The following is a 24,636-nucleotide window of genomic DNA, read 5'->3' as shown; positions in this document are numbered from 1 at the left end:
TTGGGGAGGGTATCGGATGCCGACACCAAGTATGGAAGATTATATAGAACAGATTTATAAGCTTATTGAAGAGAAAGGCTACGCTCGTGTTTCTGACATTGCTGAAGCGCTTTCTGTCCACCCTTCTTCTGTAACGAAAATGGTTCAAAAGCTTGATAAGGATGAATATTTAATTTACGAAAAATATAGAGGTTTAGTATTAACGAAGAAAGGCCATAAAACTGGTCAACGCCTACTTTACCGCCATGAACTGCTTGAACAGTTCTTGCGGATTATCGGCGTAAAGGAAGAAAATATCTATCACGATGTTGAGGGGATTGAACATCACTTGAGCTGGGATGCGATTGAGCGTGTCGGTGATTTAGTTCAATTTTTTGAAGAGGACGAAAAAAGAACACGTGATTTACTAAACATTCAAAAGCATAATCAACAATCAGAAAGTGATCAATAATCATTGGGGCTAACTCATTTCGAGTTAGCCTCTTTTATATCTTCATACTCCTCATAAATAAAAAAGGAAATAACTATGCTTTAGCGAATTATTTATTAAATAATCAAAATATTCAATAAAAGGAAATGAGGGTTCAAATGAAGGATTTTTATTGGGTTGAGGCAGCAGAAAAGGAATGGAATACTAGAGCAAATTCCTGGCATTCCCAAAGTAAGGAAATGTGGGAAACAGGGAGCCGAAAGGATATTGTTCTTTTTTTTAAGCAGTATGTAAATCGTGGTGCTCGTGTAGTCGATTTAGGCTGTGGAGATGGCTATGGATCATATAAATTGGCAAAAGCGGGATATGCAGTCACAGGAATTGATGTTTCTGAAGAAATGATAGAAAAAGCAAATAGCTTGGCTCAACCTAATTTACTTCAGTTCACTAAAGGTGATATCGCAAAAATTGATGTACCAGATTATCACTATGATGCTGTTATTGCAATCAATTCACTAGAATGGACGGAAAGCCCGCTTCAGGTGCTAGAGGAAATGAAAAGGGTAGTAAAACCCGGAGGCAAAGCATGTGTAGGGATTTTAGGTCCAACTGCTGCGCCAAGGGAAAATAGTTATCGGCGTTTATATGGTGCGCCCGTTGTATGTAATACGATTATGCCGTGGGAATTTGAGCGACTTGCTGAAGAAAACGGCTGGAGAAAGACTGCTGAACTAGGAGTATATAAACGTGATACAGAAAAGCTTTCTAAGAGCTCTCTGACGAAGGAAATTAGACAAGCTTTAACCTTCATGACTGTATTTATGCTTGAATTGGATTAGTAAGTTTGTCAGAAATGTGGAAACGTCAAATAAACTAGTGATTTTGGCAAATAAAACGCGAAATCGGCAAATAAACAACTTAAACTATCACATCTAACAAAAAAGAGCTCCGTCTATTCGACGGAGCTTAATTTCTTACCCTTTCATGACCACTCGAACGGTGTTTCTTGGTATACATAATAATTTAACCAGTTTGAAAATAGTAAATGCGCATGAGATCTCCAGCGATTCAAAGGCATTTCTTCCGGATTATCGTTTGGAAAATAGTGCTTTGGCTTGACCAATAGCCCTTTTTGAAGATCACGTTGGTATTCCTCGGCGAGTGTACCTGTATCGTATTCCAAATGACCAGTAACCATGATTTGTTTTCCGTTGTTGGCACTAACAATGAATGGTCCAGCTTCTTCTGAATAAGATAATAGCTTTAATTCAGGATGGTCGATTATTTCAGCCTGTGATACATCTGTATAACGGGAATGCGGAGCTAAAAATTCATCATCAAAGCCTCGCAACAGTTTTTCAGTTCGATCGTTAACCTTATGTGTAAATACTCCAGTGCATTTGGCTGGTAATTCAAATTTACCAATCCCAAAATGATAGTAAAGGGCCGCCTGTGCTCCCCAGCAAATATGCAATGTCGATGTGACATTCGTTTTTGACCAGTCCATAATCTCAGTTAATTCTTGCCAGTAATTAACATCTTCGAAGGAGAGATGTTCAATCGGCGCACCGGTAATAATCATCCCATCAAATTTACGATGCTTGATTTCTGAAAAAATAGTATAAAATTGGTCGAGGTGATATTTACTGGTATTTTTCGAAACATGAGTGGCTGTTTTTAAAAAGGTAATATTAATTTGTAACGGAGTATTTCCAATCAAACGAAGTAATTGTGCCTCAGTTCTTTCCTTTTCCGGCATTAAGTTTAAAATTAGTATATTAAGTGGGCGAATATCTTGCTGCATAGCCCGGTAATCATCCATAACAAAAATATTTTCTGCCTCTAATACTTCTCTGGCAGGAAGCTTCTTTGGTAATGTGATTGGCAAATGATCATCCCCTAGTACGAAAATTCAATTAGTTCTATTATATAGAAAATATAAACTACTTTTCAATCATTTAATATTGAAGGTATTGTTGTAGAAATTTTTCAATAGAAGTTCGTGATTAATGGTAAAATATAATAGCACATATTTGACACCATCCTGGGGGAATTGACGATGACAGTACATACAAAACAAACAAAACATAAAACTGATATAGAAATTGCCCAACAAGCATCAATGAAACATATTAGTGAAATAGCTGCAAGTCTTGGTCTTGACGAAAATGACCTTGAGTTGTTTGGAAAATATAAGGCAAAGCTTTCGAACAATGGATTAGCAAAATTACATACAAAAGAAACAGGAAAAGTCATTTTAGTAACCTCTATCAATCCAACACCTGCTGGGGAGGGGAAGTCCACGGTAACTGTTGGACTTGGTGATGCACTTCATTCCCTTGGTAAAAAGGTTGTAATCGCGATGCGTGAGCCTTCACTAGGTCCGACCTTAGGCCTAAAAGGAGGTGCAACCGGAGGGGGTTATGCCCAGGTTGTACCGATGGAGGATATCAATTTACATTTTACTGGAGATTTGCATGCGATCACTACAGCAAACAATGCCCTAGCTGCAATCGTTGATAATCATCTTCAGCAAGGGAATGAATTGAACATTGATTCTCGCCGTATTGTTTGGAAACGTGCTATTGATATGAATGATCGCGCCCTCCGTCATATATTGATTGGATTAGGTGGTCCTATGAATGGTGTGCCGCGAGAAGATGGTTTTGATATCACGGTTGCTTCGGAAATTATGGCGGTATTATGCCTTGCCAAGGATATAGTCGATTTAAAGGAAAGGCTTGCTAAAATGGTTGTGGCATACAATGTCGATAAGCAGCCTGTAACCGTTGGAGATTTAAAGGTGGAAGGGGTTTTAACACTTCTATTAAAGGATGCTGTTAAACCGAATTTAGTCCAAACGATGGAACATACTCCCGCTTTGATACATGGCGGACCTTTTGCCAATATTGCCCATGGCTGCAATAGTATTATCGCCACAACAGCAGCAGCAAAGTTGGCTGATTATTGTATCACTGAAGCAGGCTTTGGTGCAGACTTGGGAGCAGAGAAGTTTTTACATATTAAAACAAGAAGTGCTGGGATTGAACCAGCTGCTGTCGTAATCGTTGCAACGATTCGGGCATTGAAGATGCACGGTGGAGTTACCAAAACTGATCTCCATCTCGAAAACATCAAAGCTCTTTCTGACGGACTTGCGAATTTACAAAAGCATGTCGATTCGATAAAAAGCTTTGGATTGCCGTTTGTGGTGGCTATCAATCGATTTGTTGACGATAGCGAAGCGGAAATCGCAGCGCTACAATCTTATTGTGATAATGAAAATATTCCTGTCGCGTTAACAGAGGTGTGGGAAAAAGGTGGAGAAGGTGGAGTTGAACTGGCTCAAACCCTATTAAAGGTTTTAGAAGAAAATGAAGCAAGTTTCCGTCCGTTATATTTCCTTTCGGACCCACTCGAAGAAAAAATTCGTACTGTTGTTCAGAAGGTATATGGTGGTAAGGACGTGGAATTTTCGGCCAAAGCAAGGATTCAACTAAAGGAATTCACTAGTAATGGTTGGGGTGAATTACCGATTTGTATGGCAAAAACGCAATATTCACTATCAGATAATCCGAAACTGCTTGGTCGACCAAGTGATTTCGTCGTACATATCAGAGAGTTAAAGCCAAGTATTGGTGCAGGATTCATTGTCGTGTTAACGGGTGATGTTATGACGATGCCTGGATTGCCAAAACAACCTGCAGCCATGAACATGGACGTGGATCAGCACGGAAATGCAATAGGATTGTTTTAAACAATAATTGTGCTTAACCTTTTCAATCTAAGGAGTTGATGTGATGTTCGATCCGACAGCTTTCGAAAATTTAAAAGTAGTCGTTGAAGGTGCTGTATATGATAGAGATTTAAGCGGGGAAATTCTCGTAACGGATCGTCATGATATCGTTAATTTGGCTAGGTTGGGACGAAACTTCGAGATTTCGTTTATTGACCAAAGTAGTAAGGATCATCGCGTTACAGCGATTTTGATTTTGGAGGCAAAAATCGAGAATCTTGCAGCTGAATTACTCCCAGCTGCTTTATCTGAAAAGCATGCCGGCTGTCATGTCGGAGTGAAATTTCAATGTATACATCCGAATGATCTTAGTACTTATCAAAAAATTGATAGTATCTTAAAAGAAATTTGGGGAAATAGCCGAAGGATTGAACAAAGAATCCTTTTGAATCCTTTTGATTTAAAAAATGATATTACTAATGAAATTACGATTCAATTCAACCGTCTCATTTATGAGGATCAAAGTTCTGATATCATAAGTCTAGTTGATTTTATGATTACCTCGATTAGGGAGTTAAAAAAGTTGTTTCAGTAAGATGAACGAAGGTGCTCTAGCAAAGGGCACTTTTTTTCTGCCAAAGAGCTTGTTCATGTTAAAATAGATGACGGACTGAAAGAAGGTGCAGCAATGAAAACAGAATGCATCAAAAAAGTCGAAGCGTTTGTGAAAGCCGAACTTGGTCAGGATGCAACAGGTCATGATTGGCATCATATTAATCGTGTGCGAAAAATGGCCTTATACATATGGGAGAAGGACCACTTGAATGCAGACCCATTTATCATTGAAATGGCCGCATTGCTCCACGATATTCCAGATGAAAAATTGAATGAATCAGAAGCAGCTGGTTTGTTAAAATTACAGACGTTTTTGGATCGCCTCAATTTAGAAGAAACCATTAAACAACAGATTATCGAGATTACCACTACGATTTCCTTCAAGGGCGGAAGAAAGCTTGAACTGCAGTCCTTGGAAGCAAAAATTGTTCAAGACGCAGACCGCCTTGATGCGCTTGGTGCTATCGGTATTGCGCGTGCGTTTGCATACGGTGGTAAGAAGGGACAGACAATATACGAACCATGTATAGAGGTTCGAAATGAAATGACGAATGAACAGTATCGTAACGGACGTTCGACATCGATTAATCATTTTTATGAAAAATTATTAAAGCTGAAGGATGGATTACATACATATTCGGCCAAGCAAATTGCAGAAAAGCGTCATCAATATATGGTAAAGTTTTTACAAGTATTTTATAACGAATGGAATGGTCAAGCATGAAAATGATTTCTATAGAAAATGTCTCTAAGACATACGGAGAAAAACAATTATTTAATAACATCGAGTTTACCATTACTGAAAAGGAACGAGTTGGTTTAATCGGTGTTAACGGAACAGGTAAATCATCGCTATTAAAAATCGTCGCCGGTCTAGATTTAGCTGATAGTGGTGACATCATTAAAGCGAAGGATTATCGAATTTCATACTTATCACAACAGCCAGATTTAAGTGGTGATTTAACGGTATTAGAGCAGGTGTTTAAAGGGGATGCGCCAATCTTAAAGCATCTGCGGGACTATGAACAGTCCTTGCTAGACCTAAATGAAAATCCTGAGAATACCGCAGTTCAAGAGCGTCTCTTTGAAGTGCAGAAAAAAATGGATGCAGAAAATGCCTGGGACGCTAGCGCTAACGCAAAATCGATTTTAACAAAGCTTGGAATTAGCGAATTTCAGAAAAAAATTGAATTATTATCAGGCGGGCAGAAAAAAAGGGTGGCGCTTGCACAAGTGTTAATCCAAGCACCAGATTTATTGATTTTAGATGAACCGACTAATCATTTGGATTTTGATTCCATTAAGTGGCTTGAGGACTATTTGAGTCGGTACCAGGGAGCATTATTGCTTGTTACTCATGATCGGTATTTCCTTGACCGAGTAACGAATCGCATTTTTGAATTGGATAAAGGGAACTTGTATAGCTACAAAGGGAATTATGCTGCATTTCTTGAGGCAAAGGCTGTTCGTGAAGAAAATGAAGCGGCCACGCTTGAGAAACAACGAAATTTATATCGTCGCGAACTCGAGTGGATTAGACGGGGAGCGCAAGCGCGTAGCACGAAGCAAAAAGCACGGATACAACGATTTGAAAAGCTTGATGATCACCTTGCTTCAGTAAAGAGCGCTGAGAAGTTGGATTTATCATTAAATGGCAGTCGCTTAGGAAAGCAAGTCTTTGAACTGAAGGGAGCTTCAAAGCATTACGGCAATTTAACGATATTAAAAGATTTTGATTTATTAATTAAACCTGGTGATAGGATCGGAATTATTGGTAGGAATGGTACAGGGAAATCAACAGTTCTCAATATATTAGCCGGAAGAATTCAGCTAGATTCCGGAGAAAGAATCATCGGTCAAACAGTCAAATTGGCATATTATACTCAGGAAAACGAAGATATGGATGAAAATATGCGGATGATTGAATACGTTAAAGAAACAGCTGAAATCATTCACACATCTGACGGAAAGACCATTTCAGCTGCGCAGATGCTTGAACGCTTTCTATTTCCTTTAAACACTCATGGTACACCGATTCGAAAATTATCCGGAGGAGAAAAGCGCCGACTTTATTTATTAAAATTATTGTTAACAGCCCCAAATGTGTTACTTCTCGATGAGCCGACGAATGATTTAGATACGCAAACTTTAACGGTATTGGAGGATTATTTAGAAGATTTTCCGGGTGTAGTTATTACTGTATCTCATGATCGCTATTTCTTAGATAAAGTGGCAGAACAGCTCTTAATTTTAGAAGGAGCTGGAAAGATAGATAGCTATTATGGCGCCTATACAGATTACTTGGAAACGCAAGCTCATTCTGCAAAACCGTTAGAAAAACCAACTCAATCTCAAGCTAAAACAAATGAAATAGATAAGCAAAAAAAGAAAAAAATGACATACATGGAGAAAAAAGAGTGGGAAGAAATTGACGAGAAGATTGCAGCGGTCGAAGCTCGTATTGAAGAAATTATTTCAGAAATTGCCAATACAGGTAGTGATTTTGAAAAAGCCCATGCACTAATGGAAGAGGAAAACAAACTGAATGATCAGCTAGAACAATTAATTGAAAGATGGAGCTATCTATCTGAAATAGCTGAAACAGAGTAATGGAAAGAAAATCATTGCAAGAAATCTAACCGGCAATAGCTCTAAGCAAGAATCATGAAATTCCTCTCGTCCTTATGCTAAAATGAGTTCAATTAACACTAGTGCAATAGTGCAAAGGGTGATGGAAATGAAAATAGTCTCAATTGAGCCCACTCCAAGTCCAAATACAATGAAAATTATTCTGGATGAAGAGCTGCCAATGGGAAAAAGCAATAATTATAAAAAAGATACAATCCAAGGTGCACCAACTGTTATTCAAGATATATTATTGTTAGATGGTGTAAAAGGCGTATATCATGTAGCTGATTTTCTGGCAATCGAAAGAAATGCCAAGTATGACTGGAAAGACATCTTACCGCTCGTTCGTAAAGCATTTGGCGAGGAAAGCGAGCCGGACAGCGTGAACAGGCCGATGCATGATAAGCATTTTGGCGAGATTACGGTACAGGTTCAATTTTTCAAAGGTATACCGATGCAGGTTAAGCTGTCTGATGGCATTGAGGAAAAGCGTTTCGGTCTTCCGGAATTATTTGTAAAAAAGGTTGGCGAGGTTCAGAAACCGGATGATAATGTGGTTGTGATGCGCAAATGGAAGGAATATGGAGTGCGCTATGGTGAAATCGAGCAAATCGGGCATGATGTAGTCGAAGAGCTGCTTGCGGCTTACCCGGAGGAGCGTTTAAAGGACATTGTTAAGGGGGAAAACAACTCGGTCGATGATCACAATCGAAAGCAAAAATTGCCTAAACGATTAAAATTAACACCATCAGACTTAGACATAGCTGATTGGCGGATTCGATATCGCTTATTAGAACAAATGGATGATCCTGAGTTGGCCGACCTCTCTGTACTTGAAAAAGCACTTCATGACGAAAAAGCATCGATTCGAAGATTAGCTACGGTATATTTGGGAATGATTAAGGATGAGCGTGTGTTGCCGTTTTTATATCAGGCGTTAAAGGATAAAACCGTTACAGTGAGAAGAACTGCTGGAGATTGCTTGTCCGATTTAGGCTTTCCCGCCGCTGTGGATGCAATGCTTCAGGCATTAAAGGATGACAGTAAACTAGTACGCTGGCGTGCAGCGATGTTTTTATATGAAGTTGGTGACAAGCGGGCTTTACCGGCTTTAAAGGCGGCAAAGAATGATCCGGAGTTTGAAGTTAGCCTCCAAATAAACATGGCAATTGAACGAATTGAAGGAGGCACTGAAGCGAAAGGCTCGGTATGGAAACAAATGACTGAAGCAAGAAATAAAAACAAATAATAATCAAATGTCGTAACCAACCTTGAATGTTATGGGGAGTTAAATTCATTGTTTGCATGGAAGCGTGTATGATACACTTCAATAATATGGTTACAAACATATGGTATGAACAATAAGGAGGAATTTTACATGTCAATGGCATATGAAGAATATATGAAACAAATGGTTAAACCAATGCGTGAAGAGTTAGTGGCTGCAGGTTTTCAAGAGCTCTTAACACCTGAAGAGGTCGAACAATTCATGAAGGATGCTGAAGGTACTACATTAGTTGTGGTGAATTCAGTTTGTGGGTGTGCGGCAGGTCTGGCTCGACCAGCAGTAACACAGGCGCTTTTAAAGTCAGTTAAAAAACCAAATCATTTAGTCACTGTTTTTGCGGGACAGGAAAAAGATGCTACTGCAAAAATGCGCGAATATTTTACAGGCTATGAGCCATCATCACCTTCAATGGCTCTATTAAAAGGAAATGAGGTTGTTCATTTTATTCCACGTTATGAAATTGAAGGACAGCCAATGGAAGCCATTATGGAAAATCTTCTAAATGCATTTGAAAACAATTGCTAAAAAAGGATGCTGCGGCATCCTTTTTTCGATTACAAGATAAATGAGGGATACTATGTTTATCACTACTGCCGGAAGAACGGATACACATATGATAAATATCGCAAAACATATGGCAAAGCAACTCTCGATTTTCTATTTTCATCGAAATAAACAATCCGTATTAGCGATGCAGGACGTCTTAAAAGATGATTGCATCGTCGTTGGAAAAAATCGGCTTGAATTATATCCATTTGGGGAGAGTGAGCCATTTTTCTTTCATCCCAATTCGGCGATGTTCCGGATAAAGCGGCTTATAAAAGGAGAACATGATCCTTTTCTTCAGGCAACAGAGCTTGAAGCTGGCATGACGGTGCTTGATTGCACATTAGGACTTGCCGCAGATAGTATCGTGGCAAGTTTTGCGGTAGGGGAAACCGGACAAGTAGTCGGTATCGAGGCAAATCCATTTTTGGCATTTATCGTAAAAAATGGCTTGAACGAATGGGATTCAGGAATAACGCAAATGAATGACGCGATGAAACGGATAGAGCTTTGTCAAGCTCATAGTGCCGAGTTTTTGAAATCACAACAGGATCAGAGCTTTGATGTTGTTTATTTCGATCCGATGTTTGAAGAACCAGTTATTGAATCAGATGGCATTAAAGCACTAAGTCGCTTTGCGCTACATGAGGATTTAAAAGAGGAAATGCTCATGGATGCATTAAGGGTTGCTAGGAAGCGAGTTGTATTAAAGGATCATTTTCGCAGTAGTCGGTTTGAAAAATATGGGTTTGATGTAATAAAACGGAAGACGGCTAAATTTCATTTTGGTATACTAGAAAAATGATTCCAGAGGACCCTATTTCTTTCAGGTGAAAAAGGAGTATAATAGATAATAAAATTACTAGAGTTCAAACATTTATTGGAGGAACGGAAATGAAAATCCATTCCGCTGAGCGGATGAATGCCTTTACACAAAGTGTATTTGCAGAATTAACACAATTGAAAAAAAGACAGCTTTCTTTAGGCTATCAAGTAATTGATTTAAGTATTGGGAGTCCAGATCTTCCCCCTCCCGATTTTGTCCAACAAAAATTAGCGCAATTGGTCACCAATGAGAACGCTTATGCTTATTCCTTGGCAGGTACTGTTGAGTTTCATCAGGCGGTTGCACAATATTATCAGCGAAGCTTTTCTGTTGATATCAATTCAAATGATGAAGTAGTCATGCTGATGGGCTCACAAGACGGCTTGGTCCATTTACCGTTAGTATTATGTAACCGAGGGGATTATATTCTCGTCCCAGATCCAGGTTACACCGCTTATTTTGCGGGAGCGAAATTGGCGGAGGCGGAAATTTATCCAATGCCTTTGCTAGCAGAAAATGACTTTTTGCCTGATTTGACGGCAATTCCTGAAGAGGTTCTTTGCAAAACTAAGTTGATGATACTAAATTTTCCAGGCAATCCGGTTCCAGCAATGGCCACACCAGAATTTTTTAAGCAAGTTGTTGCGTTTGCAAAGCAGCATAATATCATTGTCCTTCATGATTTTGCTTATTCTGAGCTTTATTTTGACGAAAAGCCGATTAGCTTTTTATCAACTCCTGGAGCCAAGGAAGTTGGTATTGAAATGAATTCACTATCAAAAAGCTTTTCTATGGCCGGTTGTCGAATTGCTTATGCAGTCGGTAATCCTAAACTCGTAAGCATGCTAAATCAACTAAAGACGAATTTAGATTACGGGGTATTTTTACCTGTTCAAGCAGCTGCGTGTCTTGCATTAACTGATACTTCTGACTATCTTGACCATAATCGAAACATATATAAACAACGTCGAGATTTATTAGTAAATGGCTTGAAGCAGCTTGGTTGGGAAATAGAAAGTCCTAAAGCATCTATGTTTATTTGGGCGAAAATCCCGAAAGGTTTTACGTCAATGGAATTTACGATGCAGTTGATTGAAAAGGCAAATGTGGTGGTAACACCAGGAAATGCTTTTGGTCGTTGGGGAGAAGGCTATGTTCGAATTGCTCTCGTACAGCCAAATTCTGAAATAATAAAAGCATTACAAAATATCGAGAGCAGTGGAATATTAAAACTCAAGTGAACAAACAGCTATGAAAGGAGCTATTAGTCCATGCCAAAATGGTTGCAAAAGTCGCTCGTCGTATTAATTTCTGTGCTTACATTTGGACTTGTTGCTCCACCGCAATCGCTTTTAATTGATAAAGCTGGCGCTCAGAAAACTTTAGAGCGCGATACTTATGAGCAAAATAGCGCTGATACGGTATCCATCGCTCTTGTAGATGAACTTCAAGAAGGTTTGTTAATTGAAAGTGAAGAAAATCTGCAGTCAAACAGGCAAAAATGGGTACAATTACGTGTAAAGGATGCAAAAGAGCTTTCCTTTCAAAAATTTGGTGAGCGAATTAAGCCAAAAATTGAAAATGAATTTGAAGATTTCATTTTACCTAATATCGAGAAGGTAATAGGGATTGTCGCAGAGCAATACCCTGAAGAGGATCTAGTCCATTTAGCAATTTCGGAGGAACCTGGAAAAGGGAAATCAGAAAAGATTTTCCATATAAAAGATGAAAAAACAGGTGAAGATGTGATCCGATTCCATGTGCGTCGTGACCAACCGCCGCATGAGGGATATTGGTTTAATTTCCATTACCACACCCATCATGATGATTATCAAACCCATCACGATTTAGGTTCGATTTACTGGGCAAAAAATACCCCTCCAAATTGGATGAGTTAATACACTCGAAAATGGCATTATAAATGTAATGAAAAAACTATGATACAACTAGAACTTCGTACACAATAGATAGTAATGATTGGGGAGCTTTATAAATGATTCAAGGCTTTTTAGACACATATGCTCAATTTTTTGATTTGAATATGTGGATACAGGTATTAACTGATCCAGTGAGCTGGGGACTTATCGGTACATTAGTTGTTCTCGAAGGACTCTTATCTGCAGATAACGCTCTTGTACTCGCAGTTATGGTTAAACATTTGCCTGAAAAACAACGTCGGAAAGCATTGTTTTATGGCTTGTTAGGGGCATATACCTTCCGCTTCATCGCCATTGGTGTTGGCGTATATTTAATCAAGCTTTGGTGGGTTAAGGTACTTGGAGCAGGCTATCTAGCCTGGTTAGCCATCAAATATTTTATTGATAGGAAAAAGGATGTCCATGTGGAAGAAGAGGTCGAAGGCTTAAATCAAAACGGCTTACTGTTTAGACTCTTTGGTACTTTCTGGGGTACGGTGGTATCAGTCGAATTAATGGATATTGCCTTTTCTGTAGACAGCGTACTTGCTGCATTCGGTATTAGCACCGAGGTATGGGTATTATTAATGGGTGGAATCTTAGGTGTCCTCATGATGAGGGGAGTTGCCGGTGTTTTTCTAAAGCTTATAGACCGCATACCTGAGCTTGAAGCAACAGCATATATCCTGATATTAATTATCGCAGTCAAAATGCTTCTAGGTGTTTTTGGTCTTCATATTGACCATATTTATTTCTTTGTCATTCTGTTAATTACCTTTGGTGCTACTTTTGTGATTCATTTTACGAAGAAAAAAAAGACAAGCAGTCAGCCTGGTAGTTAATATCCCGCTTTAATCATAAGAGCAGCCACAACCATTATGGTTGTGGCTGCTCTTTTTTATTTTCCCCATCACATAAGTAAATCAAATGTGATGGGCACTTGCAATCAGATGCTCCAAATCTCTGGATTGGAAACGTGCCGTTATAGGTTTTCCTTATTTTCTCAGCAAGGCTACACTCTCCGTCACCAAGCTCGTATGTTATAATTTTAGTAATCTCGCAAAAAGGGCGCAAATAATCAATATGCCATCGGGTTACCTTCTCCTTCTTTTTATGTCGATTCAAGCGAGCACGAATCGCTCGTTTTGCACTGCCGACATAAATATATGTCCCTTTTTTAAACTGATAGGTTCCTAGTTTGCCAACAGTGATGAGGTGATCCTGTTCTAACTGAAGATGGACTGCGTACAATACGTGCTCTTCGTCTATTCTCTCAATCATCTAAAACCTCCAATATTATTGAAAGGAGAAGCATATGCGTAAATTTCTTCTTATCATCCTGATTATTGCTTTCTCCATTCCCTTATTTGGTCATATTCAGGCTGGTGAAACTGGAGTTTCCCTCAAGAATTTTAATCAAACTTTACCAGAAACTCAAATAATGAGGCTGCGTTCTGCTGACTTACTAGGTGAAATCATTTACCTACCAGAGGACGGCTTTAACATCAAGGAGGCTCAAGCCATTGTAACACGCTTGGACAAGCTTCCTAGTCCTATTTTAGCAAAAATAAATCAAGCAGGGATACAGGTTCATTTATTTGAGGGGAAACTTACTGATCAACCAACTGCTACCCATCTTAAAGGGGTAATCCCAAGAGGTTATTCCAGTAAAAAGACATGGGATGAAGTACCTGGAGTTGGCGGGAGTAAAACGGTTTTGGTTAAAATTGGTGCGAGTGAAAAAGGGAACGGTCATGGATCCATTAATTTAGAGCTTCACGAATTAGCGCATTCAATCGACCGTTATGTCTATGATGAAATGCGCTCCAATCCAGTATTTTTAGATATTTGGAATCAAGAAAAAAACAAGTTGTTCCCAGGGAAATCATATTATTTATCGTTTCCAGAGGAGTACTTTGCCGAAACGTTTGCAATGTATTATTTGGGGGAATCCTCCAAGCAACTACTAAAAAAGAAAGCTCCGAAAACGTTCACTTTTTTTGAGAGCTTATCCTAGTTTTTATTCTCCGTTAACGCTAAAATAAAAACTATATGTGTTTTCATACAATGATTCGTCAGAAAAGGTGTGTTTTAAATGGAACAATATTTACAATTGTGTACGGAAATATTAAACAATGGCGTGAAAAAGGAAGATCGTACAGGTACTGGAACGATTAGTATTTTTGGTCACCAAATGAGATTTGACCTACAAAAAGGATTTCCGGTATTAACAACAAAAAAGCTACATTTAAAATCAATTATCCATGAATTGATTTGGTTTTTAAATGGTGATACCAATATTAAATATTTAAATGACAATGGTGTTAGAATTTGGAATGAATGGGCTGACGAACAAGGCAACCTTGGCCCGGTGTATGGACATCAATGGCGGTCTTGGACTGGTGCGGATGGTCAAACTGTTGACCAAATTACTGACTTAATCAACCAATTGAAAAATAATCCAGATTCACGACGATTAATCGTTAATGCGTGGAATGTTGCTGAAGTACCAAAGATGGCGTTGCCCCCATGTCATTGCATGTTCCAGTTTTACGTTGCGGATGGCAAGTTGTCATGCCAGCTTTATCAACGTTCGGCCGACGTATTCCTAGGGGTGCCGTTTAATATTGCTTCATATGCACTGCTTACAATGATGATTGCACAGGTTTGTGATCTTGAGCTTGGGGAGTTTGTTCATACTTTTGGTGATGCACATATTTATTTGAATCACCTTGAACAAGTTAAACTCCAACTTACTAGAGAACCGCGTCAATTGCCGATCATGAAACTAAATCCTGATGTAAAGGATATTTTTAGCTTTGAATATGAAGATTTTTCCTTAGAGGGTTATGATCCACATCCTCATATTAAGGGAGTTGTGAGCGTATGATTTCATTAATTTGGGCGATGGATGAAAACCGTGTAATAGGCAAGGATAATCAGTTGCCTTGGCATTTACCAGAGGATTTGAAGTTTTTTAAGCGGACTACGATGGGGCGCCCAATTGCAATGGGACGAAAAACCCATGAATCAATCGGACGACCATTGCCAGGAAGAGAAAATATCATCATAACCAGAAGCCTTGATTTTACAAGTGAAGGCTGCACTGTGCTACATTCCGTAGAAGACTTCATCAACTATTCAAAACAGTTTGCTGATGGTGAAGTTTTCGTTATTGGCGGTGCGGAAATCTTTTCGGCAGTATTTCCATATGCGGACCGTCTTTATATTACAATGATTCATCATACATTCCCTGGCGACACGTATTTTCCGGAAATTAATATGGAAGAATGGAAGGCTATATTCCAAGAACCAGGCATAAAGGATGACAAAAATCCATTCGATTATGAATTTTGCATTTACGAACGAAAGTAGACGAAGAGATAAACCAAATCAGGGCGGCTATTTTAGCTACCCTGGTTTTTTGTGGTCTTATAAACTTTCAGATTTTTGTCACTCAGGTGATACCTCATTTTGCTTTATAATGGAGGTTGCACATTTAGGAGGTTGGTCATATGCTTCGATTAATTGCTTTTTTTAGTTATTTTGTTGGATTCTTAATATACAGTATCCCCACTTTGTCAAAAATGAAAAAGATAGACCCGACTGTACCAGCTGCAAAAAGGGATGCAATCATTCATAAAATTCCGCAGCGGTGGTCAAGTACGATAATGAAAATAACCGGGTCAAAAATTATCGTAGAGGGGAAGGAGAATCTTCCAGACGGCCCAGTTGTTATTGTATGCAACCATGTAGGTGATTTTGATATTCCTGTTCTTTTATCGTCCATCGATAAACCATTTGGTTTTATTTCAAAAATAGAAGTAAGTAAGGTTCCTGTTCTGTCAGATTGGATGAGGGTAATGAACTGCGTGTTTCTTGACCGTGCCGACCGCAGACAAGCAATAAAAACGATAAAGGCAGCCATTGAAACGGTTAAATCGGGTCACTCGCTTGTGTTATTCCCAGAAGGAACAAGAAGCAAGGGTGGCCCTATAGGTGAATTTAAAACGGGAGGCTTCCGTATTGCAATGGATGGTCAAGTACCAATTGTACCGATTGCCATCATCGGAACAGCGGACGTATTTGAAAAGAATAATTATCTAGTTCGACCTGCCACCATCACGCTAAAGATTGCCAAACCAATTGACTCACATCTTGTTGAACAAATGTCAATAAAAGACTTGGCAGAAGAAACGAAGCAAGTTATTTTAGCTCATTTACCTAAATAATATGAGATAGACTGTCCATTAGTCGGGACAGTCTTTTTTTAACTTGGTTTTGTATGCTTGGGCGAGCTATTGTGCCCATCACACGATAGACGATCTATCGTGCCCGTCAGAGGTGAAAAAAGCTTAGCGCGGTAACGATAGACAATCTATCGTGCACGTCACGGAGGAAAAAAGAGGTTAGCGGTAACGATAGGCGAATATCATAAAAAAAGTGTCACCAATATGTGAATTGATGACACCAATGGATGACCCTTTATAAAATTGTCATTTGGGGTAACATATTGGTATCGGGAGAAAAACAATTAAACTCATCCGAAAAGACTGGAGCTAGTATCGTACGAATCAAGCTTCCTCATCATCCCTTTAAACTCACGGCTATCGCAAAATTCATCTTCTCGGAGGTTTTTTTTAACCCATTCAATAAGCTCTCTTGGACTGTTAAACACCTCACCGCTTGTATCACTTTTTCGAATCATAAATCTTCCATTATCTTCATCAATTGTAATTTCTACCGGCAAGGCACTATCCAAGCTGCATAATGAGAATTCCAATATTTTCACCCCAATTTTCGTTTTCACTAGTATATGTTGATAGCCATGCGTTATATCCGCGAAAAATGGTTGTAAAAATTATAATTTTTAAAAAATAGCATTGAAATCAACTTTCAAAGTGGTATAATTTACGAATATTAATAAAGGTAAAAAAGGAAGAAGGGTAAGATATGGAACAAAAGGTAGTCAAAAAGAAATGGGTGCAGGTAGAAGACATTCTCATTGCAAACCAGAAACTTAAGGATATCGTTGCCCATACTCCATTACAAAAAAATGAGCGGTTATCCGAAAAATACAATTGTAATGTTTATTTAAAGCGTGAAGATTTACAGCATGTCCGATCATTCAAATTACGTGGCGCTTATTATATGATGAAAACTTTAACTGAAGAGGAATTGGCCAATGGTGTAGTTTGTGCAAGCGCCGGTAATCATGCTCAAGGCGTAGCTTTTGCATGCAGACAATTAGAAGTCCACGGAAAAATCTATATGCCAACCACGACGCCAAGACAAAAAATCAGCCAAGTTGAAATGTTTGGTAGAGATTTTGTTGAAATCATTTTAGTAGGGGACACGTTTGATGACTCCTATAATGAAGCAAGAGCCTGTTCAGAACGGGAGAATCGTCAGTTTGTCCATCCGTTTGATGATGAAAGAGTTATCTCAGGTCAAGGAACAGTCGCAGTAGAAATCCTCCAGGACTCTGAAGACCCAATCGACTTTATCTTCGGGACTATCGGTGGGGGCGGCTTAATGGCTGGACTAGCTACCTATACAAAAAGTGTTTCACCACAAACGAAAATGATTGGGGTCGAACCAGAAGGTGCTGCCTCCATGAAGTATTCGTTAAATAATAATGCAGTAACGACGTTACATGAAATTGACAGCTTCGTCGACGGAGCTGCGGTAAAATGTGTAGGTCAAAAGACATTTGATATTTGTCAAAGCTTGGTGGATGATATCATTGCAGTTCCTGAAGGAAAAGTTTGTACAACCATTTTAGAGCTTTATAATGAACATGCTATCGTAGCGGAACCAGCTGGAGCGATTCCAATTGCTGCCCTCGATTTTTACCGAGAGGAAATTAAGGGCAAAACGGTCGTATGTGTAATTAGTGGTGGGAATAATGATATTTCAAGAATGCAGGAAATTAAAGAACGTTCTCTGCAATATGAAGGATTATTACATTATTTTATTGTGAATTTCCCACAACGTGCCGGAGCATTAAGAGAGTTTCTTGATGAGGTTTTAGGACCAACTGATGATATCGTACGGTTTGAATTTACAAAGAAAAATAATAAAGAAAATGGTCCAGCGTTAGTTGGAATTGAATTGAAATATCCATATGATTATGAAGCGCTGATTACGCGGATGCAAAAGAAAGGCTTCCCGTTCACAGAGCTTAATAAAAACGAGCATTTATTTAATCTGCTTGTATAGTAATATCTGAGCCAAAATAAGTAAAGAATATAAATATCAAAAGTCACACATCACGAAGTATTCTTACTTTTTTTGAACAAATTGTGAACATTATTCTTCAAACAATACAAATAAGCGTTTTAATACTATAATCATGGTAGCATTATATTAACTCAATGATAGGGGATGTACTCATGCTTTCAAATATTGGTGTACCTGGGTTAATTTTAATCCTTGTTCTTGCCCTAATTATTTTTGGACCAAAAAAATTACCAGAGATCGGTCGTGCCTTTGGTCAAACATTACGCGAATTCAAGAAATCTACTCGCGAACTTACTAGTGATGTTATGGAAGAATTCGAAGAAGATAAGAAAAAAGCTACAAAATAAAGGTGTAAGATTTATCTTACACCCCTTTTTTTGAAAAGAGATAGTAATTTGTAGTTAGTTAGAAGCAACCATACATTATGATGGAGCTTTATATGATTACATCGATGAGATTTTTATTGGCAGGGGTTTGAATATGGAAGATAAAGAGTTGAATTTGATTGAACACTTAGATGAATTACGAAAACGATTAATCATTACTGTTGCTGCATTTATTCTGTTTTTTATTGTAGGATTTATGTATGTACAAGAAGTTTACGAATGGTTAGTTCGTGATTTGGATGTTAAACTAATCGTTCTAGGGCCAAGTGATATTGTTTGGGTTTATTTAATGTTGGCATCGGTAATAGCCATTGCATTAACAATACCTGTGTTGGCAACTCAAATTTGGCTTTTTGTAAAACCTGCATTAAGAAAGAATGAAATAAAAGTAACTTTAGCATATATTCCAGCTCTGTTTATCCTATTTGTTGTTGGAATTGCATTTGGGTATTTTGTGATTTTTCCAACAGTATTAGGTTTCTTAATAGAACTGGGCGGAGAAATGTTTGTCACGAATTTCACAGCGGAGAAGTATTTCCGTTTTGTCATGAATATGACAATACCATTTGGTGTGTTATTTGAACTACCAGTAGTCGTTATGTTTTTAACCTCATTAGGGATTATTAATCCGTTTGTGTTAACAAAGCTTCGAAAATATGCTTATTTTGTTTTGGTGTTTATTGCGATTTTAATTACACCACCGGACTTTATGTCTGATTTCCTAGTAACGGTTCCATTATTGTTCTTATACGAGATCAGTATAAATCTCTCTAAAATTGTGTATAAGCGTAAACTGAAAAAGGAAAAAGAATGGGAAGAGAAATATGGTGATGAAGAAAACGAGGATAATATAGATGACAATGATGATTCCTCCAATTCTGAAGCAAATTAATATATTAATGTAATAATGAAGGGCTGTCGATCAATTCGACAGCTTTTTTTGTTTCTATATTATTTGCTGTGAAATGGTTGTAGTTTTATGCAGGGAACGAATTCATATTCTGATTTACCCTGAAAAACATAGTGTTAATATAGTTAAGGACAATTTGTGTCAATAATGTAACATTTGGATATTTTTTTCATTTGTACGATATAATTTTTCTGAAATCATTGTTTTTTTCAATAATTTAAAGAGGGGGGAACGAAGATGAAAAAGAAGACGATTTATGAATCAGCTTTAGAACAAGGTTATTCCAGACGTGACTTTTTGAAAATGTGTACTGCAATATCAGCTGCGATTGGATTGGATTTTTCCCAATCTGATAAGGTCGTCCAGGCAATGGAGACAAAATCTCGTGTTCCTGTCATTTGGTTGCAATTTCAAGATTGTACAGGTTGTTCAGAATCATTTATCAGAAGTGCCCATCCAAAGGTTGAAAGCGTTTTATTTAATATGATTTCACTTGAATATTCTGAGGTTTTATCCGCAGCTTCTGGTCATCAAGTAGATGCGGCAATGGAACAAGTGTTAAAAGATTATGATGGTAAATATATCTTGGCCTGTGAAGGTAGCATCCCAGATGATGATGCATATTTGAGTGTTGCTGGACACGCTGCCAAGGAGACCTTTAAGAAGGTTGCAGGAGGAGCTGCAGCCATTATTTCATATGGAAGTTGTGCGTCTTGGGGAGGTATAGCTGCTGCAAAGCCGAATCCTACTGGCGCAAAACCAATTACCGCATTCGTATCAGGTAAACCAGTTATATTAGTTCCTGGTTGTCCTCCTATTGCTGAGGTTATGACAGGAGTAATTGCTCATTTTATTACTTTTGGTTCGCTTCCGGAAACCGATCATTTAGGTCGTCCGAAAGCATTTTACAGACATAGAATTCATGATAAGTGTAACCGCCGAGCATACTTTGATGCTGGGTTGTTTGTCGAGTCCTTCGATGACGAAGGTGCAAAGCAAGGATATTGTCTTTATAAAGTGGGGTGTAAAGGACCTACTACATATAATTCATGTGCAGAAATGCGTTGGAATGGTGGTGTGAGTTATCCAATTCAATCCGGAAATCCATGTATTGGTTGTTCGGAGGAAGGTTTTTGGGATAATGGCCCATTCTTTGTTCGCCGTGCAAAAATTCCAGGAACTCAAACAACCATTAACCCAGATCAAATAGGTGCAACGGCAGTCGGGCTTACCACAGCCGGAGTTCTTGCCCATGCAGGTCTTACTGTGATGAAAAAGAAACATGATGAAAAGCGGGGGGAAGATGAATGAGCGAGCGAATAGTTGTTGATCCGATCACCAGAATTGAGGGACATTTACGGATTGAAGCGGATATTGATGATGCTGGGGTAATAAAAAATGCTTATAGTTCGGGGACTGCTGTTCGTGGATTAGAGCTCATTGTTCGGGACCGGGATCCACGAGATGTATGGGCTTTTGTGCAACGTATTTGTGGTGTATGTACGACGGTACATGCCTTGGCATCGATTCGGTCAGTTGAAGATGCCTTGAAAATAGAAATTCCACGTAATGCACATTTAATCCGTGAAATAATGAATGAAACGTTATTCTTACATGACCATGTTGTCCATTTTTATCATCTTCATGCTTTAGACTGGGTTGATGTGGTAAGTGCACTAAATGCAAATCCAGATGAAACTTCAAAATTGGCACAGTCGATATCAACTTGGCCGAAATCATCTCCTGGATATTTTAAAGATGTTCAAAATAAGGTAAAAAAGATTGTGGAAAGTGGTCAATTAGGTATATTTGCAAAAGGATATTGGGGACATGAGGCTTATAAATTGCCACCGGAAGTAAATTTACTTGCAGTAGCACACTATCTCGAGGCATTAGAATGGCAAAAGGAAATTGTTCAAATTCATACAATTTTTGGTGGAAAAAATCCACATCCTCACTATGTTGTTGGTGGTATGGCAACACCGCTTGATATTAATAGCGATAACGGAATCCATGCCGAAAGACTAATGCGGGTTTCTCAGTTAATTGATGAAGCAAAAGAGTTTGTTAATCAAGTATATATTCCAGACCTACTCGCAATAGGTTCCTTCTACAAGGACTGGACACACGGTGGTGGTTTGAATAACTATTTATGCTATGGAGACTTCTCAACGGGTAGTATAAACGATCCTAAGTTGTACCGAATGCCACGTGGAATTATATTAAATGGAAATGTGAATGAAGTGTTGGAAGTTGATCTCAAAAATCCAGAACATGTTCAAGAGTTTATCGATCACTCTTGGTACACCTATGATGGCAAGGAAGGCGGAGTAGGTAAACATCCATGGGATGGAGAAACAACACTTAAATATACTGGTCCAAAAGCTCCGTTTAAAGAGTTAAATACGGATGAAAAATATAGCTGGTTAAAAGCACCTCGTTGGAAGGGAAATCCAATGGAAACTGGTCCGCTTGCTCGGATGATGGTTGGATATGCCTCTGGCAAAGAAGAGATTGTAAATATCGTTGATAGTACGCTTGCCAAACTTGGATTGCCAATCACTGCACTGCAATCAGCACTTGGCCGCACGGTTGCCCGAGGTCTCGAAGCTGTTCTCATTGCTGATTGGATGAGAAACGATATGGATGAATTATTTAAGAATGTGAAAAATGGTAATCAAGTTACTTTTGACCGTTCAAAATGGGAACCAGAAAGCTGGCCTGAAAAAGCACAAGGTGTGGGCTGGATGGAAGCACCTCGTGGAGCACTAGGACACTGGATTCAAATTGAAGATGGTAAAACGAAGAATTACCAAGCAGTTGTACCAACTACCTGGAATGCTTCACCAAAGGATAATAAAGGGAAAATTGGTGCATATGAAGCAGCTCTTAAAGGTACTCCATTATTAGACAAGGAAAAACCACTAGAAATTTTAAGAATTATTCACTCCTTTGATCCTTGTTTAGCATGTGCTGTTCATTTGACCGATTTGGAAAATCAACAATCCACGGAAATTCGAATCGGATAGGAGGAGTGCGTTATGCCTAATCCAAAAATTATCAACCGAAAAAAGGGATCGATACCGCTTCTACCCGGTGAAAACAGCGAAACCAGTTTCAGACGAAATCGTCCGCCAATTATTAAACCGATTGGCAATGATGTTGTTAAAGTCTATGTTTGGGAGCTACCGGTTCGGATTTGGCATTGGGTGAATGCCATCGCGATTCTTTTTTTAATGGTGACGGGTATTTATATAGGTAAACCGTTTGCTGCTGCTACCATTCCTGAGGAAGCATATTATTCCAATTTAATGGGGTGGATGCGATATATTCATTTCTTCGCTGCATTCGTATTTACGATTAACTCAATCTATCGCTTTTACTGGATTTTTGCAGGTAATAAATATTCATCACAAAATATTTTCCGACTCATTTATTGGAAGGAAATGTTTGAAACTATAAAATTCTACCTATTTATGAAACATAAAAAACCGCATTATGTTGGTCATAATCCATTGGCGATTATGAGCTATATTGTGTTTATCGGAATTGGCTCAATCGGGATCATTTTAACTGGTTTTTATCTTTACTTTGAACCGCAGCATGGCTCATTTTTCGCAAACTTGTTTGCATGGGTACCGAGTATTTTTGGAGACAGCTATTCGATTCGCTCTTGGCACCATTTAATCGCTTGGGCGTTTATGGTATTTTCAGTGATTCATATATACTTAGCTTGGCGTGACGATTATCTTGAAAGAAATGGAACACTATCTTCAATTGGTACAGGCTATAAAGTGGAGCCTAAAAAGGCGATTGGAGGAAAAGATGAGAAATAGCAGCTCAGAAAATAAAATCACGATATTAGGAATTGGCAATAGTATTTTTTCTGATGAAGGGGTTGGCGTTCACATACTACCCTTATTAGAAGAACTGTATAAAGATGATCAGTCAATCGAAATAATCGAGGGTTCGACAGATGGGATGAAGCTGTTAGGTCCGGTCGAGGATACTGATTATTTACTGGTCATCGATGCGATAAATGCCGGTAAATCAGGCGGTGAGATTATTGTATTAAAAGGTGAGGAGATTCCAGCTTATTTCGGTATTAAAATGTCAATTCACCAATTAGGTTTTCAAGAAGTATTGTTTGCAGCAAAGCTGAGGGAAAGATATCCAAAGAATATCACCATGGTGGGAATGCAACCATCTTGTTTAGATCTCGGTGTCCAATTATCCCCTGTAAATCAAGCAAAATTAACTGATCTTGCTAAAGCTGTTCAACACCAAATACAAGTTTGGAGAGAAGCAATGTGAACAGACAGGATTTTCTTAAAGAAATGAGGAAGGGGTTATTTAGCACTATAAGAACGGTCTATGAACCTTTTGTTGACGAGGAACTTGAGAAGCTAGAAAAGACCGCCGACTCTATGCTTGGGATTCGCTGGGTGTTCGTTTGTCAAAAGGATACAGAGTTTACCAAGGTAAATGAATATTTTATCCATGGAAAACCTATTTATATTATTCAAATGAATGGGAACATGAGGGCAATGAGCGGTATTTGCCCTTCGTGTTCCAATCTTCTTAATCTATCAAACCTATTATTAACTTGTAAATGTTTGAATTGCGAGAAAGATTATAATTTTCAAACGAATATTGGAAATTTAGATATAACGGAGCTGCCGTTAATCGAAAAAAGTGACGGCTATTATGTTGGGCTTTAGCAGTTATAATCTACAACCTAAATAAGGGATGATTCCATGCATGAAATGTCATTGATGGGAGATATATTGAACATTATTCAAGACGATGCCGATTCAAAGGGAGTTAAAATACTACAAAAGGTTGAGTTGGTTGTTGGTGAGATTAGTAATGTGTTACCAGATGCCTTGAGAATGGCCTTTGAGATTTTTAAAGAACAAAATCCACACTTTATTGATTCATCCGCAATACTAGAGATTCATATTGAAGCAGCAAGAGCCGAATGTGTGCTTTGTGGTAGTGTTTATCAGCCGGACCAACGTATTGCTCTATGCCCAAAATGTCAGATGCCGTCTGGAAAAGTAACATCAGGTGAAGCGTTTCAAGTCTTATCATACGAGGGGAGATAACGAA

The 24,636-nt window shown here is 38.5% G+C and carries 28 protein-coding genes; 25 read left to right on the top strand and 3 right to left on the bottom strand.

The features are described from left to right. The first annotated feature begins 16 nt into the window (after positions 1-16). Both mntR and FXW34_RS09320 read left to right on the top strand, forming a co-directional pair. Positions 17-451, top strand: a complete 435-nt coding sequence (gene mntR / locus FXW34_RS09325; RefSeq protein WP_147533716.1) for a transcriptional regulator MntR — start codon at positions 17-19, stop codon at positions 449-451. 137 nt (positions 452-588) lie between these two features. Further along, entirely contained in the window at positions 589-1,269 is a 681-nt protein-coding gene (locus FXW34_RS09320) for a class I SAM-dependent methyltransferase (RefSeq protein ID WP_147533715.1), read from the top strand. A 143-nt stretch (positions 1,270-1,412) separates the two neighbouring features. On the opposite strand, the gene metA is transcribed toward FXW34_RS09320, so the two are convergent. After that, entirely contained in the window at positions 1,413-2,318 is a 906-nt protein-coding gene (gene metA, locus FXW34_RS09315) for a homoserine O-acetyltransferase MetA (RefSeq protein WP_147533714.1), read from the bottom strand. 171 nt (positions 2,319-2,489) lie between these two features. Here metA and FXW34_RS09310 point away from each other — a divergent pair, with 171 nt between their 5' ends. The 10 genes from FXW34_RS09310 to FXW34_RS09265 all read left to right on the top strand — a co-directional run bounded on the left by FXW34_RS09310 (position 2,490) and on the right by FXW34_RS09265 (position 12,827). Continuing rightward, complete coding sequence (locus tag FXW34_RS09310) at positions 2,490-4,187, top strand: formate--tetrahydrofolate ligase (RefSeq protein ID WP_147533713.1); 1,698 nt, start codon at positions 2,490-2,492, stop codon at positions 4,185-4,187. A gap of 43 nt (positions 4,188-4,230) precedes the next feature. Continuing rightward, positions 4,231-4,761 (top strand): hypothetical protein, encoded by a 531-nt coding sequence (locus tag FXW34_RS09305; RefSeq protein ID WP_147533712.1) that lies wholly within the window; start codon positions 4,231-4,233, stop codon positions 4,759-4,761. 93 nt (positions 4,762-4,854) lie between these two features. Further along, on the top strand, positions 4,855-5,505 hold the full coding sequence (locus tag FXW34_RS09300; protein ID WP_147533711.1) for an HD domain-containing protein: 651 nt from the start codon (positions 4,855-4,857) through the stop codon (positions 5,503-5,505). Then, positions 5,502-7,391 carry an ABC-F family ATP-binding cassette domain-containing protein gene (locus FXW34_RS09295; RefSeq protein ID WP_147533710.1) on the top strand — a complete coding sequence of 630 codons (1,890 nt, stop codon included), beginning with the start codon at positions 5,502-5,504 and terminating at the stop codon, positions 7,389-7,391. The genes FXW34_RS09300 and FXW34_RS09295 overlap by 4 nt, the downstream gene beginning before the upstream one ends. A gap of 127 nt (positions 7,392-7,518) precedes the next feature. After that, positions 7,519-8,658 carry a conserved virulence factor C family protein gene (locus FXW34_RS09290; protein WP_147533709.1) on the top strand — a complete coding sequence of 380 codons (1,140 nt, stop codon included), beginning with the start codon at positions 7,519-7,521 and terminating at the stop codon, positions 8,656-8,658. Positions 8,659-8,787: 129 nt separating this feature from the next. Beyond that, a complete protein-coding gene (locus FXW34_RS09285) occupies positions 8,788-9,222 on the top strand; it encodes a BrxA/BrxB family bacilliredoxin (protein ID WP_147533708.1) in 435 nt (144 codons plus the stop codon). A gap of 52 nt (positions 9,223-9,274) precedes the next feature. Continuing rightward, positions 9,275-10,048 carry a class I SAM-dependent methyltransferase gene (locus FXW34_RS09280; protein ID WP_147533707.1) on the top strand — a complete coding sequence of 258 codons (774 nt, stop codon included), beginning with the start codon at positions 9,275-9,277 and terminating at the stop codon, positions 10,046-10,048. An 89-nt stretch (positions 10,049-10,137) separates the two neighbouring features. Further along, on the top strand, positions 10,138-11,310 hold the full coding sequence (locus FXW34_RS09275; protein ID WP_147533706.1) for an LL-diaminopimelate aminotransferase: 1,173 nt from the start codon (positions 10,138-10,140) through the stop codon (positions 11,308-11,310). Between the two features lie 30 nt (positions 11,311-11,340). Then, positions 11,341-11,967, top strand: a complete 627-nt coding sequence (locus tag FXW34_RS09270) for a YpjP family protein (RefSeq protein WP_147533705.1) — start codon at positions 11,341-11,343, stop codon at positions 11,965-11,967. A gap of 95 nt (positions 11,968-12,062) precedes the next feature. Beyond that, positions 12,063-12,827: a TerC family protein gene (locus FXW34_RS09265; protein ID WP_147533704.1), complete on the top strand. Its 765-nt coding sequence runs from the start codon at positions 12,063-12,065 to the stop codon at positions 12,825-12,827. Positions 12,828-12,861: 34 nt separating this feature from the next. Here FXW34_RS09265 and FXW34_RS09260 read toward each other — a convergent pair whose 3' ends face one another. After that, entirely contained in the window at positions 12,862-13,266 is a 405-nt protein-coding gene (locus tag FXW34_RS09260) for a GIY-YIG nuclease family protein (protein WP_147533703.1), read from the bottom strand. A gap of 34 nt (positions 13,267-13,300) precedes the next feature. Here FXW34_RS09260 and FXW34_RS09255 point away from each other — a divergent pair, with 34 nt between their 5' ends. The 4 genes from FXW34_RS09255 (at position 13,301) to FXW34_RS09240 (ending at position 16,217) form a co-directional block, all read left to right on the top strand. Continuing rightward, positions 13,301-14,002, top strand: a complete 702-nt coding sequence (locus FXW34_RS09255; RefSeq protein WP_147533702.1) for an anthrax toxin lethal factor-related metalloendopeptidase — start codon at positions 13,301-13,303, stop codon at positions 14,000-14,002. A gap of 78 nt (positions 14,003-14,080) precedes the next feature. Further along, positions 14,081-14,875, top strand: coding sequence for a thymidylate synthase (locus FXW34_RS09250; RefSeq protein ID WP_147533701.1), 795 nt, complete (start codon positions 14,081-14,083; stop codon positions 14,873-14,875). Next, the gene (locus FXW34_RS09245) at positions 14,872-15,360 is read left to right on the top strand and encodes a dihydrofolate reductase (RefSeq protein WP_147533700.1); all 489 of its coding nucleotides are present in this window, start codon (positions 14,872-14,874) and stop codon (positions 15,358-15,360) included. The genes FXW34_RS09250 and FXW34_RS09245 overlap by 4 nt, the downstream gene beginning before the upstream one ends. 140 nt (positions 15,361-15,500) lie before the next feature. After that, positions 15,501-16,217, top strand: coding sequence for a lysophospholipid acyltransferase family protein (locus FXW34_RS09240; RefSeq protein ID WP_147533699.1), 717 nt, complete (start codon positions 15,501-15,503; stop codon positions 16,215-16,217). A 308-nt stretch (positions 16,218-16,525) separates the two neighbouring features. Here the strand turns inward: FXW34_RS09240 and FXW34_RS09235 are convergent, their stop codons facing one another. Continuing rightward, positions 16,526-16,768: a hypothetical protein gene (locus tag FXW34_RS09235; RefSeq protein WP_147533698.1), complete on the bottom strand. Its 243-nt coding sequence runs from the start codon at positions 16,766-16,768 to the stop codon at positions 16,526-16,528. Positions 16,769-16,938: 170 nt separating this feature from the next. On the opposite strand from FXW34_RS09235, the gene ilvA reads away from it, so the two are divergent. The 9 genes from ilvA to FXW34_RS09190 all read left to right on the top strand — a co-directional run bounded on the left by ilvA (position 16,939) and on the right by FXW34_RS09190 (position 24,632). Then, positions 16,939-18,207, top strand: a complete 1,269-nt coding sequence (gene ilvA, locus FXW34_RS09230; protein WP_147533697.1) for a threonine ammonia-lyase IlvA — start codon at positions 16,939-16,941, stop codon at positions 18,205-18,207. Positions 18,208-18,380: 173 nt separating this feature from the next. Further along, positions 18,381-18,575 (top strand): twin-arginine translocase TatA/TatE family subunit, encoded by a 195-nt coding sequence (locus FXW34_RS09225; RefSeq protein WP_147533696.1) that lies wholly within the window; start codon positions 18,381-18,383, stop codon positions 18,573-18,575. 133 nt (positions 18,576-18,708) lie between these two features. Continuing rightward, positions 18,709-19,506 carry a twin-arginine translocase subunit TatC gene (gene tatC, locus FXW34_RS09220; protein WP_147533695.1) on the top strand — a complete coding sequence of 266 codons (798 nt, stop codon included), beginning with the start codon at positions 18,709-18,711 and terminating at the stop codon, positions 19,504-19,506. A gap of 255 nt (positions 19,507-19,761) precedes the next feature. After that, the gene (locus tag FXW34_RS09215; RefSeq protein WP_147533694.1) at positions 19,762-20,835 is read left to right on the top strand and encodes a hydrogenase small subunit; all 1,074 of its coding nucleotides are present in this window, start codon (positions 19,762-19,764) and stop codon (positions 20,833-20,835) included. Then, complete coding sequence (locus FXW34_RS09210; RefSeq protein WP_147533693.1) at positions 20,832-22,553, top strand: nickel-dependent hydrogenase large subunit; 1,722 nt, start codon at positions 20,832-20,834, stop codon at positions 22,551-22,553. The genes FXW34_RS09215 and FXW34_RS09210 overlap by 4 nt, the downstream gene beginning before the upstream one ends. A 12-nt stretch (positions 22,554-22,565) precedes the next feature. Next, positions 22,566-23,360 (top strand): Ni/Fe-hydrogenase, b-type cytochrome subunit, encoded by a 795-nt coding sequence (gene cybH / locus FXW34_RS09205; protein ID WP_147533692.1) that lies wholly within the window; start codon positions 22,566-22,568, stop codon positions 23,358-23,360. Continuing rightward, positions 23,350-23,838, top strand: a complete 489-nt coding sequence (locus FXW34_RS09200) for a HyaD/HybD family hydrogenase maturation endopeptidase (protein ID WP_147533691.1) — start codon at positions 23,350-23,352, stop codon at positions 23,836-23,838. The genes cybH and FXW34_RS09200 overlap by 11 nt, the downstream gene beginning before the upstream one ends. Next, positions 23,835-24,245: a hypothetical protein gene (locus tag FXW34_RS09195; protein WP_147533690.1), complete on the top strand. Its 411-nt coding sequence runs from the start codon at positions 23,835-23,837 to the stop codon at positions 24,243-24,245. The genes FXW34_RS09200 and FXW34_RS09195 overlap by 4 nt, the downstream gene beginning before the upstream one ends. Before the next feature lie 36 nt (positions 24,246-24,281). Next, complete coding sequence (locus FXW34_RS09190) at positions 24,282-24,632, top strand: hydrogenase maturation nickel metallochaperone HypA/HybF (protein WP_147533689.1); 351 nt, start codon at positions 24,282-24,284, stop codon at positions 24,630-24,632. Positions 24,633-24,636 lie beyond the last annotated feature (4 nt).

It is taken from the genome of Bacillus marasmi (genome assembly GCF_902168435.1).
Lineage (GTDB): Bacteria > Bacillota > Bacilli > Bacillales > Cytobacillaceae > Bacillus_BU > Bacillus_BU marasmi.
This window is presented reverse-complemented; position numbering and strand designations above follow the sequence as displayed.

Excerpts from the sequence above, each read along its gene's own strand:
- FXW34_RS09265 (WP_147533704.1), top strand. The coding sequence starts at position 12,063 with ATGATTCAAGGCTTTTTAGACACATATGCTCAATTTTTTGATTTGAAT.
- FXW34_RS09190 (WP_147533689.1), top strand. The coding sequence starts at position 24,282 with ATGCATGAAATGTCATTGATGGGAGATATATTGAACATTATTCAAGAC.
- FXW34_RS09310 (WP_147533713.1), top strand. The coding sequence starts at position 2,490 with ATGACAGTACATACAAAACAAACAAAACATAAAACTGATATAGAAATT.
- FXW34_RS09260 (WP_147533703.1), bottom strand. The coding sequence starts at position 13,266 with ATGATTGAGAGAATAGACGAAGAGCACGTATTGTACGCAGTCCATCTT.
- FXW34_RS09255 (WP_147533702.1), top strand. The coding sequence starts at position 13,301 with ATGCGTAAATTTCTTCTTATCATCCTGATTATTGCTTTCTCCATTCCC.
- cybH (WP_147533692.1), top strand. The coding sequence starts at position 22,566 with ATGCCTAATCCAAAAATTATCAACCGAAAAAAGGGATCGATACCGCTT.
- FXW34_RS09200 (WP_147533691.1), top strand. The coding sequence starts at position 23,350 with ATGAGAAATAGCAGCTCAGAAAATAAAATCACGATATTAGGAATTGGC.
- FXW34_RS09250 (WP_147533701.1), top strand. The coding sequence starts at position 14,081 with ATGGAACAATATTTACAATTGTGTACGGAAATATTAAACAATGGCGTG.
- FXW34_RS09280 (WP_147533707.1), top strand. The coding sequence starts at position 9,275 with ATGTTTATCACTACTGCCGGAAGAACGGATACACATATGATAAATATC.
- FXW34_RS09305 (WP_147533712.1), top strand. The coding sequence starts at position 4,231 with ATGTTCGATCCGACAGCTTTCGAAAATTTAAAAGTAGTCGTTGAAGGT.
- FXW34_RS09320 (WP_147533715.1), top strand. The coding sequence starts at position 589 with ATGAAGGATTTTTATTGGGTTGAGGCAGCAGAAAAGGAATGGAATACT.
- FXW34_RS09295 (WP_147533710.1), top strand. The coding sequence starts at position 5,502 with ATGAAAATGATTTCTATAGAAAATGTCTCTAAGACATACGGAGAAAAA.
- FXW34_RS09275 (WP_147533706.1), top strand. The coding sequence starts at position 10,138 with ATGAAAATCCATTCCGCTGAGCGGATGAATGCCTTTACACAAAGTGTA.
- FXW34_RS09225 (WP_147533696.1), top strand. The coding sequence starts at position 18,381 with ATGCTTTCAAATATTGGTGTACCTGGGTTAATTTTAATCCTTGTTCTT.
- FXW34_RS09270 (WP_147533705.1), top strand. The coding sequence starts at position 11,341 with ATGCCAAAATGGTTGCAAAAGTCGCTCGTCGTATTAATTTCTGTGCTT.
- FXW34_RS09285 (WP_147533708.1), top strand. The coding sequence starts at position 8,788 with ATGTCAATGGCATATGAAGAATATATGAAACAAATGGTTAAACCAATG.
- FXW34_RS09290 (WP_147533709.1), top strand. The coding sequence starts at position 7,519 with ATGAAAATAGTCTCAATTGAGCCCACTCCAAGTCCAAATACAATGAAA.
- mntR (WP_147533716.1), top strand. The coding sequence starts at position 17 with ATGCCGACACCAAGTATGGAAGATTATATAGAACAGATTTATAAGCTT.
- FXW34_RS09240 (WP_147533699.1), top strand. The coding sequence starts at position 15,501 with ATGCTTCGATTAATTGCTTTTTTTAGTTATTTTGTTGGATTCTTAATA.
- ilvA (WP_147533697.1), top strand. The coding sequence starts at position 16,939 with ATGGAACAAAAGGTAGTCAAAAAGAAATGGGTGCAGGTAGAAGACATT.
- tatC (WP_147533695.1), top strand. The coding sequence starts at position 18,709 with ATGGAAGATAAAGAGTTGAATTTGATTGAACACTTAGATGAATTACGA.
- FXW34_RS09215 (WP_147533694.1), top strand. The coding sequence starts at position 19,762 with ATGAAAAAGAAGACGATTTATGAATCAGCTTTAGAACAAGGTTATTCC.
- FXW34_RS09245 (WP_147533700.1), top strand. The coding sequence starts at position 14,872 with ATGATTTCATTAATTTGGGCGATGGATGAAAACCGTGTAATAGGCAAG.
- FXW34_RS09210 (WP_147533693.1), top strand. The coding sequence starts at position 20,832 with ATGAGCGAGCGAATAGTTGTTGATCCGATCACCAGAATTGAGGGACAT.
- FXW34_RS09300 (WP_147533711.1), top strand. The coding sequence starts at position 4,855 with ATGAAAACAGAATGCATCAAAAAAGTCGAAGCGTTTGTGAAAGCCGAA.